At 64.8% G+C, this 14,672-nt stretch carries 14 protein-coding genes and 1 pseudogene; 6 read left to right on the forward strand and 9 right to left on the reverse strand.

Features of this window, described 5'->3' with window-relative positions; translation table 11 throughout:
• Positions 1-148: 148 nt before the first annotated feature.
• Complete coding sequence (locus ACVMB1_RS05345; protein ID WP_141339432.1) at positions 149-1,660, reverse strand: acetyl-CoA acetyltransferase; 1,512 nt, start codon at positions 1,658-1,660, stop codon at positions 149-151.
• Positions 1,661-1,804: 144 nt separating this feature from the next.
• Positions 1,805-2,938 (reverse strand): nitronate monooxygenase, encoded by a 1,134-nt coding sequence (locus tag ACVMB1_RS05350; RefSeq protein WP_141339434.1) that lies wholly within the window; start codon positions 2,936-2,938, stop codon positions 1,805-1,807.
• Between the two features lie 277 nt (positions 2,939-3,215).
• Between ACVMB1_RS05350 and yghU the strand changes: the two genes are divergently transcribed.
• Complete coding sequence (yghU, locus tag ACVMB1_RS05355) at positions 3,216-4,094, forward strand: glutathione-dependent disulfide-bond oxidoreductase (protein ID WP_057015744.1); 879 nt, start codon at positions 3,216-3,218, stop codon at positions 4,092-4,094.
• A 68-nt stretch (positions 4,095-4,162) separates the two neighbouring features.
• Here the strand turns inward: yghU and ACVMB1_RS05360 are convergent, their stop codons facing one another.
• The 5 genes from ACVMB1_RS05360 to ACVMB1_RS05380 form a co-directional block, all read right to left on the reverse strand.
• The gene (locus ACVMB1_RS05360; RefSeq protein WP_141339436.1) at positions 4,163-4,438 is read right to left on the reverse strand and encodes a GNAT family N-acetyltransferase; all 276 of its coding nucleotides are present in this window, start codon (positions 4,436-4,438) and stop codon (positions 4,163-4,165) included.
• A gap of 11 nt (positions 4,439-4,449) precedes the next feature.
• Positions 4,450-5,064: a flavin reductase family protein gene (locus ACVMB1_RS05365; protein WP_141339438.1), complete on the reverse strand. Its 615-nt coding sequence runs from the start codon at positions 5,062-5,064 to the stop codon at positions 4,450-4,452.
• A 298-nt stretch (positions 5,065-5,362) separates the two neighbouring features.
• Entirely contained in the window at positions 5,363-6,637 is a 1,275-nt protein-coding gene (locus ACVMB1_RS05370; protein WP_076827195.1) for an acyl-CoA dehydrogenase family protein, read from the reverse strand.
• 174 nt (positions 6,638-6,811) lie between these two features.
• Positions 6,812-7,189, reverse strand: a complete 378-nt coding sequence (locus tag ACVMB1_RS05375) for a VOC family protein (RefSeq protein WP_057015741.1) — start codon at positions 7,187-7,189, stop codon at positions 6,812-6,814.
• A gap of 345 nt (positions 7,190-7,534) precedes the next feature.
• Positions 7,535-8,317, reverse strand: coding sequence for an SDR family NAD(P)-dependent oxidoreductase (locus tag ACVMB1_RS05380; RefSeq protein ID WP_016845858.1), 783 nt, complete (start codon positions 8,315-8,317; stop codon positions 7,535-7,537).
• Between the two features lie 151 nt (positions 8,318-8,468).
• On the opposite strand from ACVMB1_RS05380, the gene ACVMB1_RS05385 reads away from it, so the two are divergent.
• The 3 genes from ACVMB1_RS05385 to ACVMB1_RS05395 are packed head-to-tail and all read left to right on the forward strand — an operon-like array spanning position 8,469 to position 10,672.
• Positions 8,469-9,260, forward strand: a complete 792-nt coding sequence (locus ACVMB1_RS05385; protein WP_057015740.1) for an enoyl-CoA hydratase/isomerase — start codon at positions 8,469-8,471, stop codon at positions 9,258-9,260.
• Positions 9,257-10,240, forward strand: coding sequence for a phosphotransferase family protein (locus tag ACVMB1_RS05390; RefSeq protein WP_057015739.1), 984 nt, complete (start codon positions 9,257-9,259; stop codon positions 10,238-10,240). Before ACVMB1_RS05385 ends, ACVMB1_RS05390 begins: the two co-directional genes overlap by 4 nt.
• Positions 10,241-10,300: 60 nt before the next feature.
• The gene (locus tag ACVMB1_RS05395; RefSeq protein ID WP_456814141.1) at positions 10,301-10,672 is read left to right on the forward strand and encodes a DUF6285 domain-containing protein; all 372 of its coding nucleotides are present in this window, start codon (positions 10,301-10,303) and stop codon (positions 10,670-10,672) included.
• Positions 10,673-10,863: 191 nt separating this feature from the next.
• On the opposite strand, the gene ACVMB1_RS05400 is transcribed toward ACVMB1_RS05395, so the two are convergent.
• Positions 10,864-11,643 carry an enoyl-CoA hydratase-related protein gene (locus ACVMB1_RS05400; protein ID WP_076827202.1) on the reverse strand — a complete coding sequence of 260 codons (780 nt, stop codon included), beginning with the start codon at positions 11,641-11,643 and terminating at the stop codon, positions 10,864-10,866.
• A 220-nt stretch (positions 11,644-11,863) separates the two neighbouring features.
• Here ACVMB1_RS05400 and ACVMB1_RS05405 point away from each other — a divergent pair, with 220 nt between their 5' ends.
• Both ACVMB1_RS05405 and ACVMB1_RS05410 read left to right on the forward strand, forming a co-directional pair.
• The gene (locus ACVMB1_RS05405; protein WP_038388013.1) at positions 11,864-13,138 is read left to right on the forward strand and encodes an acyl-CoA dehydrogenase family protein; all 1,275 of its coding nucleotides are present in this window, start codon (positions 11,864-11,866) and stop codon (positions 13,136-13,138) included.
• Positions 13,139-13,153: 15 nt separating this feature from the next.
• The gene (locus ACVMB1_RS05410; RefSeq protein WP_076827205.1) at positions 13,154-13,633 is read left to right on the forward strand and encodes a GFA family protein; all 480 of its coding nucleotides are present in this window, start codon (positions 13,154-13,156) and stop codon (positions 13,631-13,633) included.
• A gap of 73 nt (positions 13,634-13,706) precedes the next feature.
• On the opposite strand, the pseudogene ACVMB1_RS05415 reads toward ACVMB1_RS05410, so the two are convergent.
• Positions 13,707-14,606, reverse strand: a pseudogene (locus tag ACVMB1_RS05415) (IS481 family transposase); the annotation flags it as partial.
• Between the last annotated feature and the right edge of the window lie 66 nt (positions 14,607-14,672).

Below are 14,672 nucleotides of genomic sequence, written 5' to 3' on the forward strand. Positions count from 1 at the left end.
CAAGCCGCTTGCTCTGCCGTCATCCTGAGGTGCGCGCCCTTGCGCGCCTCGAAGGATGGGATCACGACGGTGTTCGCAGCCCATCCTTCGAGGCTCGCTCCGCTCGCACCTCAGGATGACGGCGGATTTTGCGGCGTGGTAGGAATTGTCAGCCCACCCGCCATTCCAGCATGCCATCGCCGGCGGTGACGATGTCGCCGGTGGTACCGACCGGCGTGCGGTCCATGTCCTGCAGATAGGCCAGCGTCGCCGTGTCGCTCGCCGGGATGCGGCCGAGCGTGCGCCGGCCGTCCTCGGTGCGCAGCATGGTGACGCCATGCTCGAATTCGCCATTGGCGCGATAGATCACGGTGAAGGCCTCGATCTTGCCCTTTCCCGCAGCCTGGGCGGTGAAGTCGGGCACGTTGCGCCTGTTGCGGTCGGCCTCCGTCTGCACGGACGTGTCCTGCTTGAGCGCGACGTTCGGCGCCGCGCGCGACAGCACGAGGCCATGATGCTTGGTGACGAAGCCGCCCTGGCCATAGAGCAGGCCGAGCGTGCCGCCGCTTCGGAGCTTGCGCACCATCGCGCAGGCCGAGTGCGTCATGTAGGTGTTGAGCGGCGCGCCGAAGAACGTCAGACCACCCGTCACGGTCGGCTGCACGTCGGCACCGAGGCCGAGCGTCCGGCGCGCCATCTTGGGCACGCAGGGGAAGCAGCTATAGAGCTCGATCGCGTCGAACTTCTTGCCGTCGCCGCCGACGAGATCCATCACCGCCTTCAGCACCGCGGTCTGCGCGTGGCTTTCGACGAACTGATCGCGGATCAGATAGTCGCGCGGCTCTTCCGCCGAGGCGCCGCCGAGCGGATAGATCAGCTTGTCCTCCGGCACGCGGGCTGCGCACGCCTTCGCGAGGCTGGTCAGGATCAGCGCGCCGCCCATGTTCACCGTCGGGTTCGCCACCATCAGCTTTGTATACGGCCAGGCGATCATCCGGTTGTCGGGCGTGGCCGTGGTGATCTCGTCGCCGGTGAACGTCTTCTTCAGCCACGAGTTCGGATTGTCGGCCGCGACGCGCGCATAGGTCGACCATAGCTCGCCCGATTCCTTCAGCGCGTCGCGCGGCGTCTGGCCCCAATGCGCCGATGTTGCGGATTCATAGAGCGGATAGACCGTGATCGGCCTGAACACGCCGAGGCTCACGGCCATCGGCTTCTGGAACGCGGCGCCGCGCTTCGGCTCCTCCACGTCGTGCGCGAACGGCGTCCACGGCAGCTCCACGCCGGCACGCTGCGCCTTGGTCGCCGTCGACTGCGCCTCCGCGCCACAGACCGCGGCGACGCTGCATTCGCCGCGCGCAATGCGTTGCGCAGCCTCGTGCAGATAGCGGATCGGACTCTCGCCGCCGACCGGGCCGTAATAGAGATGCGAAGGCTGAATGCCGAGCCGTGCGGCGAGCTGCTTCTCGGGATCGCGGTAGCGCCAGCTCAGGAAGTTGACGACGTCGAGCGACTGCACGTCGGACAGCAGCCTGGCGCCGCTGTCCGCCTCGGCGCGCTTCAGCGCCTCCTCAAGCAGCGTGAGCGGCTCGAGGCCGGCGGCGATGTCCTTCGGACGATCGACAATTTCGCCGACGCCGACGATGACGGGAATGCGGTCTTCGGGGATGCTGTTCGACATTCTTGTTGGTTCACTCTGCAGTCTTGGGCTCGATGGTTGTTATGGGCGTCATTGCGAGCGAAGCGAAGCAATCCATGTTCCGACACGGGGAAAGGTGGATTGCTTCGTCGCTTCGCTCCTCGCAATGACGGCGGGGAGGGATCGTCACTCCGCCACCAGCGCGTTCATGTGCTCGACAGCTTCGACGAACTCTTCCTTGAACTCCTGCACCACGGCGCCGGCGGATTTGACGCTGTCGATCAGGCCGACGCCTTGGCCGACGAAATAGCTGACGAGATCGCGGGCCTTCTCGTTACCACCAGCTGCGGCGCGGTCGATCGCGTTGAAGGCGTCGCGGCTGATGATGCTTTGCAGCGGCATCGGCAGCGCGCCGGGGCTCTCCGGCGCGCGGTCCCAGGCGTCGGTCCAGACCGAGCGGAGCTGCCGCGCCGGCTTGCCGGTGCGGCCCTTGGAGCGCACCGCGTCGCGCGAGGAGGCCGCGATCATCTTCTCGCGGAAGATCTCCGAGGTCTCCGATTCCACCGTGGCCAGCCACACCGAGCCGGTCCAGGCGCCGGCCGCGCCCATCGCCATGCAGGCCGCCATCTGGCTGCCGGTCATGATGCCGCCGGCGGCGAGCACCGGCACGTCGCGGATCTTTTTGACCGCCTTGATCACCTCCGGCACCAGCACCATGGTCGAGACCTCGCCGCAATGGCCGCCGGCCTCGGTGCCCTGCGCGACCAGGATATCGACACCGGCCGCGACCTGGCGCAGCGCGTGCTCCTTGGAGCCGACCAACGCCGCCACCGGCACGCCGTGCTTGCGCCCCATCTCGATCATCGCCTTCGGCGGTACGCCGAGCGCATTCGCGATCAGCCGGATCGGATGCCGGAACGAGACCTCGAGCAGTTGCAGCGCGGTCTCGGCGTCGAACGGCTGCGGCTGGTTGTCGGCGACGTTCCGGCTGGTCAGCTCGATGTCGTATTTCTTCAAGAGATTGCGGGTGAAGTCGCGATGCTCCTGCGAGACCCGCGCCTCGAGGCTCTTCCAGGTGACGTTCTTCTCGCCCGCGGTCGAGATGTTTTCCGGGATCAGCACGTCGATGCCATAAGGCTTGCCGTCGACATGCGCGTCGATCCACGTCAACTCCTGCTCCAGCGTCTCTGGCGAATGCGCGGTCGCGCCTAGCACGCCGAAGCCGCCGGCGCGGCTGACCGCCGCCACCACGTCGCGGCAATGGCTGAAAGCGAGCAGGGGGAAGTCTATCCCCAGCATATCGCAGATCGGTGATTTCATGGACTGGTTCTCTCCCGGCGGCTGCTTCTTGTGCTTGTTGGCGTCAGCCGCTGCAACGCTAGCGCATCACGGTCCGCGAAGCCAAGCGGGTTTCGGCCACGGCGATCTTGCGTGCAGGCGCTGCTCCGGCTGCATCCCTCGCAGCGCATTCCGCTGGATAGAAAATGCGATCCGCGGGGTGGGCAAAGCGCAGCCCGCGCACCATCTAGTGCGGACATGGGGATGGGCACGGCGCCGCCGCGCCACCTGGCAAGAACATGAATCGGGAGCCAACGACGTGAATGACATTCCTGCCTACGAGCCGCCGAAAGTCTGGACCTGGAACAAGGAGAGCGGTGGGCGCTTCGCCAGCATCAACCGGCCGATCGCCGGTCCCACCCACGACAAGGAACTGCCGGTCGGCCGCCATCCGCTGCAACTCTACTCGCTGGCGACGCCGAACGGCGTCAAGGTCACCGTGATGCTGGAAGAGCTGCTGGCGGCGGGTCACAAGGGCGCGGAATACGACGCCTGGCTGATCAAGATCGACGGCAACCAGTTCGGCAGCGGCTTCGTCGCGGTCAATCCGAACTCGAAGATCCCGGCGCTGATGGACCGCAGCGGAAAGGAGCCGATCAGGGTGTTCGAGTCGGGCTCGATCCTGGTGTACCTCGCGGAAAAGTTCGGCGCGTTCCTGCCGACCGACGTCAAGACCCGCGCCGAAACCTTCTCCTGGCTGTTCTGGCAGATGGGCGCCGCGCCCTATCTCGGCGGCGGCTTCGGCCATTTCTACGCCTATGCGCCGACCAAGATCGAATACGCCATCGACCGCTTCGCGATGGAGGTGAAGCGCCAGCTCGACGTGCTCGACCGCCGGCTCGCCGACAACGAGTATCTCTCGGGCGATGTCTACACCATCGCCGACATGGCGGTGTGGCCCTGGTACGGCAGCCTCGCCAAGGGTCTGCTTTACGGCGGCGGCGAATTCCTCTCGGTGCAGGACTACAAGAACGTGCAGCGCTGGACCGATGCGATCGCGGCACGGCCCGCGGTGAAGCGCGGACGCATGGTCAACCGCACCTGGGGCGAGCCGTCGAGCCAGCTCCATGAGCGCCACGACGCCAGCGATTTCGAAACGAAGACGCAGGACAAGATCGGCGAGCCGGTGGCGTCGTGACGAAACGCGTCATGGCCGGGACAAGCCCGGCCATGACGAAATGACAGCTTTGCCAACCCGCCCTGCGATCACCCCAACAGATCGTCATACTCCGGATGCTTCTTCATGAAGCCCTGGATGAATTCGCATTTCACGACGAGCTTGATGCCCTGCGCGCGGACGGCGTCGAGCGTGGCGCGTGCGAGCTTGGAGCCGATCCCGCGGCCGCCGAGCTCCGCCGGCACCTCGGTGTGCACAAGCGTGATCGTGTCCGGCGTCTTGCGGTAGACCACGAAAGCGGTTGAGCCGTCGACGGCGAGCTCGAACCGGCTCTGCGCTTTGTTGTCGCGGAATGTTTCGCTCATTGTCTGATCCTCTATTTCTTTGTGCCCTCGGCCGCGGGAAGCACCACGCGGTCGTCGGTGCGGCAGTAGCGGTCGGCGAACATGCGGCCGATCGGGTGGTAGCGCTCCATGTGGACGCGCATCGCCTCGCGGTCCCACAATTCGTCGCGAATGTGGAAATGGATGCCTTCGCCCATGATCAGCTGGCGGTCGCCATTGACGTCGATCAGCTTCCAGGTCTTGCACTCCATCGCGAACGGCGCCTGGGCGAGGCGAGGGACTGCGATCTTGCTTGAGGGCGCGAGCTTCAGGCCGAGATAATCGGGCTCGCCGATCTCGGGCGGGAAGTCGCCGGAGGTCTCATGCATCGCGCGCGCCAGCGGCTCGTCGGTCAGGTTGACCACGAATTCGCCGAGACGCTGGATGTTGACCAGGGTGTCCTTCTCGCGGCCGTCGGGCCGGCGATTGACCGCAAACATGCAGAGCGGCGGATCCTCGCAGAACACATTGAAGAACGAGAACGGCGCCGCATTGACCACGCCGTCCGCGCTCGTGCTCGTCACCCAGGCGATCGGCCGCGGCAGCACGAAGGAGGTCAGCACCTTGTAGCGTTCGCGCTGGGTGAGGTCGCTTGGGGAATATTCCATGGGATGTCCGGAAGTTCGTAGGGCGGGTTAGCGAAGGGTAACCCGCCGCGAGCGGACCGCAAAGCAAAAGGCGGGTTACGCTCGCGCGAACCCGCCTTGCAGACTTGCTTGTTTGTTTTTGTTCCTTGGAGCGCTCTTCCCTTACCTCGCCCCGCCTGCGGGGAGAGGTCGGATCGCATCGTCAGATGCGATCCGGGTGAGGGGGATTCTCCGCGAGACTATCTCTCACCGTGCTTGCGGAGGCAGCCCCTCATCCCGGCCTTCTCCCCACAAGAGCGGGGAGAAGGAGAAGAAGCGACTACGGCATGCTCAGTTCGTGGCGGCCGACCACCATCCAGTGCACCTCGTCCGGACCGTCGGCGAAGCGGAGATGGCGGACGTCCTGGTACATTTCGCCGAGCGGCGACCACTGCGAGATGCCGGTGGCGCCGTGCATCTGGATCGCCTGGTCGATCACCTTGCAGGCGCGTTCGGGCACCATGGCCTTGACCATCGAAACCCAGACCCGGGCTTCCTTGTTGCCGAGTACGTCCATCGCCTTGGCCGCCTTCAGCACCATCAGCCGCATCGCCTCGATCTCGCAACGCGCCTGGGCGATGATCTGCATGTTGCCGCCGAGATGGGCGATCTTCTTGCCGAAGGCCTCGCGGGTCAGGCCGCGCTGCACCATCATGTCGAGCGCCTTCTCGGCCTTGCCGATGGTGCGCATGCAGTGATGGATGCGGCCCGGTCCGAGGCGGACCTGCGAGATCTCGAAGCCGCGGCCTTCGCCGAGCAGCATGTTTTCCTTCGGCACCTTGCAATTGTTGAAGCGCAGATGCATGTGGCCGCGCGGCGCGTGGTCGTGGCCGAACACATGCATGGGCCCGAGGATCTCGACGCCGGGGGTGTCGATCGGCACCAGGATCTGCGACTGCTGCTTGCTCGGCGCGGCATCGGGATTGGTCTTCACCATCACAATCATGATCTTGCAGCGCGGATCGCCGGCGCCGGAGATGTAATACTTCTCGCCGTTGATCACCCACTCGTCGCCGACGAGCTTTGCGGTGGTCGAGATGTTCTTGGCGTCGGAGGAGGCGACGTTCGGCTCGGTCATCGCATAGGCCGAGCGGATCTCGCCATTGAGCAGCGGCTTCAGCCACTTCTCCTTCTGCGCCTTGGTGCCGACGCGCTCCAGCACCTCCATGTTGCCGGTGTCGGGCGCCGAGCAGTTCATGGTCTCGGAGGCCAGCGGGCTCTTCCCGAGCTCGGCGGCGATGTAGGCGTAGTCGAGGTTGTTGAGGCCTTCGCCGGTTTCTGCATCGGGCAGGAAGAAGTTCCAGAGGCCGACTTCCTTGGCCTTGTCCTTGGCCTTCTGCAGGATCGCGAGCTGCTCGTCCGTGAAGCTCCAGCGGTTGGTCTTCTTCTCGCCGGCGCGATAGAACTCGACCGACATCGGGTCGACCGTGTCGCGGATGAACTGCTTCACATGGTCGTAGAGCGGGCGGACCTTGTCCGACATGCGCAGGTCATTGAGCTCGTCGCCCGGACTGAGCGTGTAGTTCGTGGTGCGCGGCACATAGGCATGTTTCACTGTCTTTTCTCCCTCGCGAAGGCGCGTTTCGCGGCGGACAATAGACGCGTGCGACGCGAAGCGCGAGTACCGATTTTCCGATCACCTCTACCGCATCGCGGAATTTAGCGACGGCGTTTCAAACGTTGTTTGAACGCCGCCGCGTGCAGCGTGAAAGATTCCGGCGGACGCCGGTTAGCTCATCCGGTGCATCGCGCAGATCTTGTTGCCGTCGAGGTCGCGCAGATAGGCGAGATAGAGCTTCACGCCAGAACCTTCCCGTACGCCCGGCGGGTCCTCGCAAGGCTTGCCGCCATTGGCGACGCCGGCCGCGTGCCAGGCATGGACCTGCTCCGGCGAAGAGCAGGCAAAGCCGATCGTGCCGCCATTGGCATGCGTCGCCGGTTCGCCGTTGATCGGCTTGGACACCATGAAAATGCCGGCCTTGGTGAGGTACATGATGCGGTGACCGTCAACCCGGGCCGGCCGGACATCGAGCGTGCCGAGCAGCGCATCATAGAACGCCTTGGCCTTGTCCAGATCGTTGGTGCCAACCATCACGTGTGAAAACATCTGAAATATCCTCCCTGCTTGTTAAAAGCCGCCTCATTGCGTCCCTTGCGGCTCAAACGCTAGCAGCAGTTTTGCCGCGACGGAAGCGACGCTGCGTCGCGCGTTGTTCTATCCGTCGCTCTCCGGCCGTCATTCCACGCCGCGCAACTGCGCCGCGAGGGTGCGGATGTATGACTCAACCGCGCGCCACATATTCAGCGTCGTCCCGTTGAAGGCCGGGACCCATAACTACCGATGTCATTTGTGGTGCGATGCTGGTACGACGAGTCCCGTTCACAACATCCGCCGCGGCGTATGGGTCCCGGCCTTCGCCAGGACGACGGCGTTGATGCGGCAAGAGCCGGGCTAGAACGCCGTGTACCCGCCGTCGATCACAAAACAATCCGCCGTATGATAGGACGACGCCTTGCTCATGATGTAGACGGCGATGCCGCCGAAATCGCTCGGCTCGCCGAAGCGGCGCAGGGGGATGCGCGGCATCACATTGGCGACGAACTTGTCGTTGGCCATGATGCCGGCGGTCATGTCGCTCTTGATCCAGCCGGGCAGGATCGCGTTCGCCGTGACGCCGTGGCGCGCGAGCTCGACGCCGAGTGCGCGGCACAGCGCGTTCAGCGCCGCCTTGGTGCCGGCATAGTGCTCGTTGCGCGCGGTGCCGAACAGCGAGGCGAGGCTCGAGGTCGCGACCAGCCGGCCGAACTTGTCGCCGGCCTCGGCGCGGTCGGTCATGTGGCGTGCCGCAGCCTGGAATACGTGAAATACGCCGTCGAGATTGGTCGCGAACATCTTGCGCCATTCCTCCTCGGTGCGGTCGATGAAGGCTCTACGTCCGCCGCCGCCGATGCCGGCGTTGGCGAAGCAGCCGTCGACGCGGCCGAAGGTGTCCAGGGTTGCCTTCATCGCGGTCTTGACCGAGCCGGGATCGCTGACGTCGCAGAATTGCGTCGCGACCTTGCCGGGGCCGGCCTTCATCGAGGCCGCGGCGTTGGCGTTTTTTTCCGCGTTGCGGCCCCAGATCGAGACGTTGCAGCCGGCGGCGTTCAGCGCCTGCGCGATGCCGAGGCCGATGCCGCCGTTGCCGCCGGTGATGACAGCGACGCGGCCGGTGAGATCGAAGATGCCACTCATTGGGGTTTCCATTTGGTTTGGTGCGCGCTAATCACGCGTTCACGGATGGGCTTGCCGCCGACCATGGACAAGCCCGGCACAAAAATCAAATATGGGTCGAAGCATCGACCTACCGCGGTACCCGCCGCCGAAACAACGTGAAGAGGAAACCATGCAGTTCAAGCACGTCACGCTCGACTTCGACGGATCGGTCGCGATCCTGAGGCTCGACCACCAGGAAGTCATGAACGCGGTTTCGATCGACATGCTGGGCGGGCTTGCAGAAGCGCTCGATGCGATCGACGACAGGCGCGATGAGGTGCGCTGCCTGGTGATCACGGGCGCGGGCCGCGCCTTCTGCACCGGCGCCAATCTGCAGGGCCGCAACCAGCAGAAGCCCGGCAAGAGCAATGCCGGCGCGGCGCTGGAGACCGCGTTCCATCCGTTCCTGCGCCGATTGCGTAAGCTGCACTGTCCGATCGTGACGGCGGTGAACGGTCCGGCCGCCGGCGCCGGCATGAGCTTCGCCCTGATGGGCGACCTCATCCTGTGCGCGCGTTCGTCGTATTTCCTGCAGGCATTCCGCCGCATTGGCCTGGTGCCGGATTGCGGCTCGACCTGGCTGTTGCCGCGGCTGATCGGCAAGGCGCGCTCGGTCGAGCTGTCGCTGCTCGGCGAGCGGCTGCCGGCCGAGAAGGCGCTGGAGTGGGGCCTCGTCAACCGCGTCTATGACGACGCCGCGCTGATGGAAGAAACCATGAAGCTCGCGCACGATCTCGCCAACGGCCCGACGGTGGCGTTGTCGCTGATCCGAAAGCTCTATTGGGACAGCCCGGAAAATACCCTCGAGGATCAGCTCAATCTGGAATTCGAGTCGCAGCGCCTTGCCGGCAGCGCCGAGGATTTCAAGGAAGGTGTCACCGCATTCCTCGAGAAGCGGCCGGCGAAGTTCAAGGGCAAATGATCGAGACCGAACTCACCCGCTGCGTCGCCTCGTTTCATCCCGGCGCGACCGGCGTCACCGGCGCCGCAAAACTCTCCGGCGGCGCCAGCCAGGAGACCTGGTCGTTCGACATCGTGCACCCGAACGGCACTGTCGGCGCGATCCTGCGCCGCGCGCCGCCGGGCTACGGTGCCGCGCCGGGCCGCGCCGCCGGCCTCGATGCCGAGGCGACGCTGATGCAGCTCGCGCATGACGCGGGCCTGCCGTCGCCGAAGGTGATGCATGTCTTGAGGCCGGAGGACGGCCTTGGCCGCGGCTTCATCATGGCGCGGGTCGAAGGCGAGACCATCGCGCGGAAAATTTTGCGCGACGAGGGATTTGCCGGCGCGCGGCCGATTCTCGCCCGCCAGCTCGGCCGCGTCATCGCCGGCATCCATGGCCTGCCGAAGGCCAAGCTGCCGAAGCTGCGCAGCCTGACCGCGACCAGGGAGATCGAGGATCTCTCCCGCGAGTATCACAGCTTCAACTGGCCGCGGCCGGTGTTCGAATTGGCGCTGCGCTGGCTGCGCGATCACGATCCCGGTCCGTCGTCGGAGACGACGCTGGTGCATGGCGATTTCCGCCACGGTAATCTGATCATCGGTCCCGACGGGGTGCGCGCGGTGCTCGACTGGGAGCTCGCGCATACCGGCGATCCGATGGAGGATCTCGGATGGATCTGCGTCAACTCATGGCGCTTCGGCGAGATCGACAAGCCGGTCGGCGGTTTCGGCACGCGCGAAGATTTGTTCGCGGGCTATGAGGAAGCCGGCCGCAGGGCCGACCCCGAGCGCGTGATGTTCTGGGAAGTGATGGGCACGCTGCGCTGGGGCGTGATGTGTTGCGGCATGATGCAGCGCTTCCGAAGCGGCCCGGATCACTCGATGGAGCGCGCGATGATCGGGCGGCGCGCGTCGGAGACCGAGATCGATCTGCTGCGGTTGCTGGCGCCGCGCGCATGATCCCGGAACGTGGAGACCGGTCTTCGGAATCGATCATGCGCAAGAAAGAGAGCAAGTGACATGCAGGACGAACCGACACCCACGGAACTGATCAAGGCCGTCGCCGATTTCCTGCGCAACGAGATCGCGCCCGCGATCAAGGGGCACAACGGCTTCAAGCTGCGCGTCGGCATCAACGCGCTCGACCTGGTGACGCGGCAGCTCGCGCTCGCCGAAGCCGGCGATGCGACCGAGGCCGCGCGGCTGAAGCAATTGCTGGGCACCGACGGGACGCTGATGGAGCTGAACCGCGTGCTGTCGGGGAAGATCGCAGGTGGCGAGGTCGATCTGAAAACGCCGGGGCTATCGGAGCATCTCTGGCAGACCACGATGGACAAGCTCGCCGTCGACCAGCCGAACTACGCGTCCTACAAGCGGGAACTCGAAAGGTAGGATGGGGTAGAGCGCAGCGAAACCCATCACGACACGCGGCAAGCGTAGATGGGTTTCGCTGCGCTCTACCCATCCCACGTCGTCATGACAGGATCGCCGTCATTCCGGGATGGTGCGTCAGCACCAGACCCGGAATCTCGAGATTTCGGCTTCGATGCTTCGCATCGCCCCGGAATGACAGAAGGGACGTGCTACCGCCCCAGCCACTTCGGCGGCCGCTTCTCTGAAAACGCCTTCGGGCCCTCGATGTAATCCTGCGAGGCGGCCATCGCCTTCACCGCCGGATAGTCGCGCTGCTCGGCCAGTGCCTGCTCGAGCGAGACTTCGAGACCCTTCTGGATCGCCTGCTTGGAGGCGCGGATCGACATCGGCGAGTTCTTGGTGATGGTCTCGGCCCAGCGCTCGGCGGCTGCCAGCGCCTCGCCCTGCGGCACCACCTCGTTGACGAAGCCGAGTTCGAGGCCTTCCTTGGCGCTGACATGGCGGGCGGTCAGGATCATACCCATGGCGCGCTTCAGCCCGATCTGGCGCGGCAGCCGGTGCAGGCCGCCGGCCAGCGCGGCGAGGCCGACGCGCGGCTCGGGCAGGGCGAAGGTCGCATTCTCGGAAGCGATGATCAGATCGCAGGCCAATGCGATCTCGAAGCCGCCGCCCATCGCGACGCCGTTGACTGCGGCGATGATCGGCTTGTCGCAGTCGAAGCGGGTGGTCAGGCCGGCGAAGCCGCCCTTGTCCCAGCCGCGCTTGCCTCCGGCAGCCTGCCATTTCAGGTCGTTGCCGGCGCAGAACGCCTTGTCGCCGGCGCCGGTGACGATCGCGACCCACTGCTCGGGATCGGCGGAGAACTCGTCGAACACCTTGTTGAGCTCGAAATGCGCGTCGATATGCAGCGCGTTGTAGACCTCGGGCCGCGACAGCGTCACGATGGTGATGGGACCCCTGCGCGTCACCTTGGAGAATTTCAGATCCATGTTTGCTCCCGTCGATTTTCTGCGGCGAAGAATATTGCTGATATCCTAGCGCCTGCGCGTCGTTCCGTGCCATCCAATTACGCAAGGCGACCGCGCGTGCAAGCCTCGCTCGCCTGCTTGACTTGGCGACAGGCTTCTCACCTTAATCGATCCGAACGCGGATGCGCGACAGCGTCTAGACGCAAAATCAGAATCAACAATATTTCCGGGAGAGACCGCCTTGGATTTCAACTTGCCGGCTGACCTGACAGCCTATCTCGCTGAGCTCGATCGCTTCATCGAACGCGAGATCAAGCCGCTGGAAGAGGCTGACGACAACATCCGCTTCTTCGACCATCGCCGTGAATGGGCGCGCACCGATTTCGACAAGGGCGGCCTGCCGCGCCATGAATGGGAGCTCTTGCTGCGCAAGGCCAAGAACCTGGCCGATGCCGCCGGCCATCTGCGCTTCGCGATCCCGAAGCGCTATGGCGGCAAGGACGGCTCCAACCTGTGGATGGCCGTGATCCGCGAACATTTTGCCTCAAAGGGTCTCGGTTTGCACAACGACCTGCAGAACGAACACTCGATCGTCGGCAATCTGCCGATCGTGACCATGCTCGACCGCTACGGAACCGACGAGCAGAAGGCGATGATCGACGGCTCGATCACCGGCAAGTACCGCATCACGTTCGGTCTGACCGAGCCCGAGCACGGCTCGGACGCCACCCATATGGAAACCAAAGCGGTTCAGGCCACGCGCGACAACGTCAAGGGCTGGATCATCAACGGCGAGAAGATGTGGACGACAGGCATGCATGTCGCCACCCACTGTGCGCTGTTTGCCCGCACCTCGGGCAATGACGGCGACGCGCGCGGCATCAGCTGCTTCCTGGTGCCGGCGAAATCGGCGGGGGTGAAGGTCGAAGAGTATATGTGGACCTTCAATATGCCGACCGACCATCCGCGGGTCAGCTTCACCGATGTGTTCGTGCCGGAGGATGCGCAGTTCGGCGAGGTCGGCCGCGGCCTGTCGCTGGCGCAATGCTTCGTGCACGAGAACCGCATCCGCCAGGCGGCGAGCTCGCTCGGCGCCGCGGTGTACTGCATCAATGAGAGCGTGAAATATGCTCGCGAGCGCAAGCCGTTCGGCAAGGCGCTGGCCGAGAACCAGGCGATCCAGTGGCCGCTGGTCGAGCTCGCGACCCAGGCCGAGATGCTGCGGCTGTTGATCCGCAAGACCGCCTGGGAGATGGATCAACTGACCCAGGCGCAGGTCGAGCACACGCTGTCCGACCGGGTCTCGATGTGCAATTTCTGGGCAAACCGTCTGTGCTGCGAAGCCGCCGACCGCGCGATGCAGGTGCATGGCGGCATGGGCTATTCGCGCCACAAGCCGTTCGAGCACATCTACCGCCATCACCGCCGCTATCGCATCACGGAAGGCAGCGAGGAGATCCAGAAGCGCAAGGTGGCGGGCTTCCTGTTCGGCTACATGGGAGCCGGCAAGCACTAACGCAGAGGAGGCGGCATGAGCATGGAAGGTGGATGCACCTGCAGAAACGTCCGCTACCGCCTGACCGGCAGGCCGCTGATCGTGCACGCCTGCCACTGCACCTGGTGCCAGCGCGAGACCGGCACCGTGCACGCGCTCAACGCGTTGTACGAGGCCGAGCGGGTCGAGCATATCGCGGCCGAGCCCGAGATCGTCGACACGCCCTCGGCGAGCGGCAAGGGACAGAAGATCGCGCGTTGCTCCATCTGCAAGGTCGCGGTGTGGAGCAACTATCCGGGCGCGGGACCGGCGGTACGCTTCGTCCGCGTCGGCACGCTGGATGATCCGAGCCAGTGCCCGCCGGATGCTCACATCTTCACCTCGTCGAAGCAGCCCTGGGTGACGTTCCCGCCGGGCGCGAAAGTGTTCGCCGAGTATTACGATCGGAAAGAGGTCTGGCCGAAAGAGGCGCAGGAGCGGTGGCGCGTCTTGCGGGAGAGGACGGGGAAGAAGTGAAGTGCGACACTCCCTCCACCGTCGTCCCTGCTTTCGTGTTCGGTCCCGTGTGATTGGCGAGGGCCTGGATTGGCGCCAGGTAGCCGAGGCATTTGAGGCGGGTCCGATTGTAGTCGTGGACGAACTTGGCGATGAAGGCGTCGCGGTCGGCGTGGTTGACAAAGGTCCGGCGGGCGCTGCCCCGTTTGTGTTCGCGGCCGATGGCTTCAGCGATGCGCCGGTTGAAGCGTTCGACGAGGCCGTTGGTTTGCGGGTGGTAGGGCTTGGTCAGGCGATGCTCGATTGCGCGCTGCTTGCAGAGCCGATCAAAGGGATGGTCGCCGGAAGGCTTCCCGACCGGTTTGTTCTTCTTGTCGACGGCGAAGCGGTCGGTGAACTCGGCTCCGTTGTCGGTCAGGATGGTGTGAACACCGTGCGGAAAGTCGGCCAGGAAGCGTTCGAGGAAGCCGGTCGCGGTCGTTCCGTCTCGCCTGGAATGGATCTCGACGAAGACGTATCGGGTGGCGCGATCGATCGCGACAAAGGCATAACTGGTGCGGCGTTGCAGCGCGGGCAGATACTTCACGTCGATATGAATGAAGCCGATGCTGGCGCTTTCGAAGACGCCGGCCCTGGGCTTGTCAGGCTTGGCAAGCCGGCTGATGCCGTTGCGCTGCAGGCAGCGGTGGATCGCGCTGCGGGACAGCTTGGCATTGATGCACCGCTGCATCACCTCGACGATATCGTCCAGCGGCAGCTGCAGCGATGTCCGCAGCTCACACACTGCCCGTTCCTCAAGGGCGGACAGGCTGGTCGTGAGGTGCTTCGGCCGATGCGAGCGATCCTCGACCGTGCTGCGACCGCGCCAGCGATAGATCGTGGTCTCGCTGACCCCCAGCTCGGCCGCCAATTGGGCGACCGACTTCCTGCTGCGCTGGATGTAGGCACGCGTCTTCGGTGTCGTCGTGGCGTTCGCATGCAGGCTCAGTTCCATGACGCGAAGCGCTCCATGATAAAAGCCACGCCTCGTTCTACACCGATTCCATCCAACCAATCAGCA

The sequence above is a fragment of the Bradyrhizobium sp. USDA 4504 genome, from assembly GCF_054063995.1.

Excerpts from the sequence above, each read along its gene's own strand:
- ACVMB1_RS05385 (WP_057015740.1), top strand. The coding sequence starts at position 8,469 with ATGCAGTTCAAGCACGTCACGCTCGACTTCGACGGATCGGTCGCGATC.
- ACVMB1_RS05345 (WP_141339432.1), bottom strand. The coding sequence starts at position 1,660 with ATGTCGAACAGCATCCCCGAAGACCGCATTCCCGTCATCGTCGGCGTC.
- ACVMB1_RS05395 (WP_456814141.1), top strand. The coding sequence starts at position 10,301 with ATGCAGGACGAACCGACACCCACGGAACTGATCAAGGCCGTCGCCGAT.
- ACVMB1_RS05380 (WP_016845858.1), bottom strand. The coding sequence starts at position 8,317 with ATGAGTGGCATCTTCGATCTCACCGGCCGCGTCGCTGTCATCACCGGC.
- ACVMB1_RS05360 (WP_141339436.1), bottom strand. The coding sequence starts at position 4,438 with ATGAGCGAAACATTCCGCGACAACAAAGCGCAGAGCCGGTTCGAGCTC.
- ACVMB1_RS05375 (WP_057015741.1), bottom strand. The coding sequence starts at position 7,189 with ATGTTTTCACACGTGATGGTTGGCACCAACGATCTGGACAAGGCCAAG.
- ACVMB1_RS05400 (WP_076827202.1), bottom strand. The coding sequence starts at position 11,643 with ATGGATCTGAAATTCTCCAAGGTGACGCGCAGGGGTCCCATCACCATC.
- ACVMB1_RS05410 (WP_076827205.1), top strand. The coding sequence starts at position 13,154 with ATGAGCATGGAAGGTGGATGCACCTGCAGAAACGTCCGCTACCGCCTG.
- ACVMB1_RS05390 (WP_057015739.1), top strand. The coding sequence starts at position 9,257 with ATGATCGAGACCGAACTCACCCGCTGCGTCGCCTCGTTTCATCCCGGC.
- ACVMB1_RS05365 (WP_141339438.1), bottom strand. The coding sequence starts at position 5,064 with ATGGAATATTCCCCAAGCGACCTCACCCAGCGCGAACGCTACAAGGTG.
- ACVMB1_RS05350 (WP_141339434.1), bottom strand. The coding sequence starts at position 2,938 with ATGAAATCACCGATCTGCGATATGCTGGGGATAGACTTCCCCCTGCTC.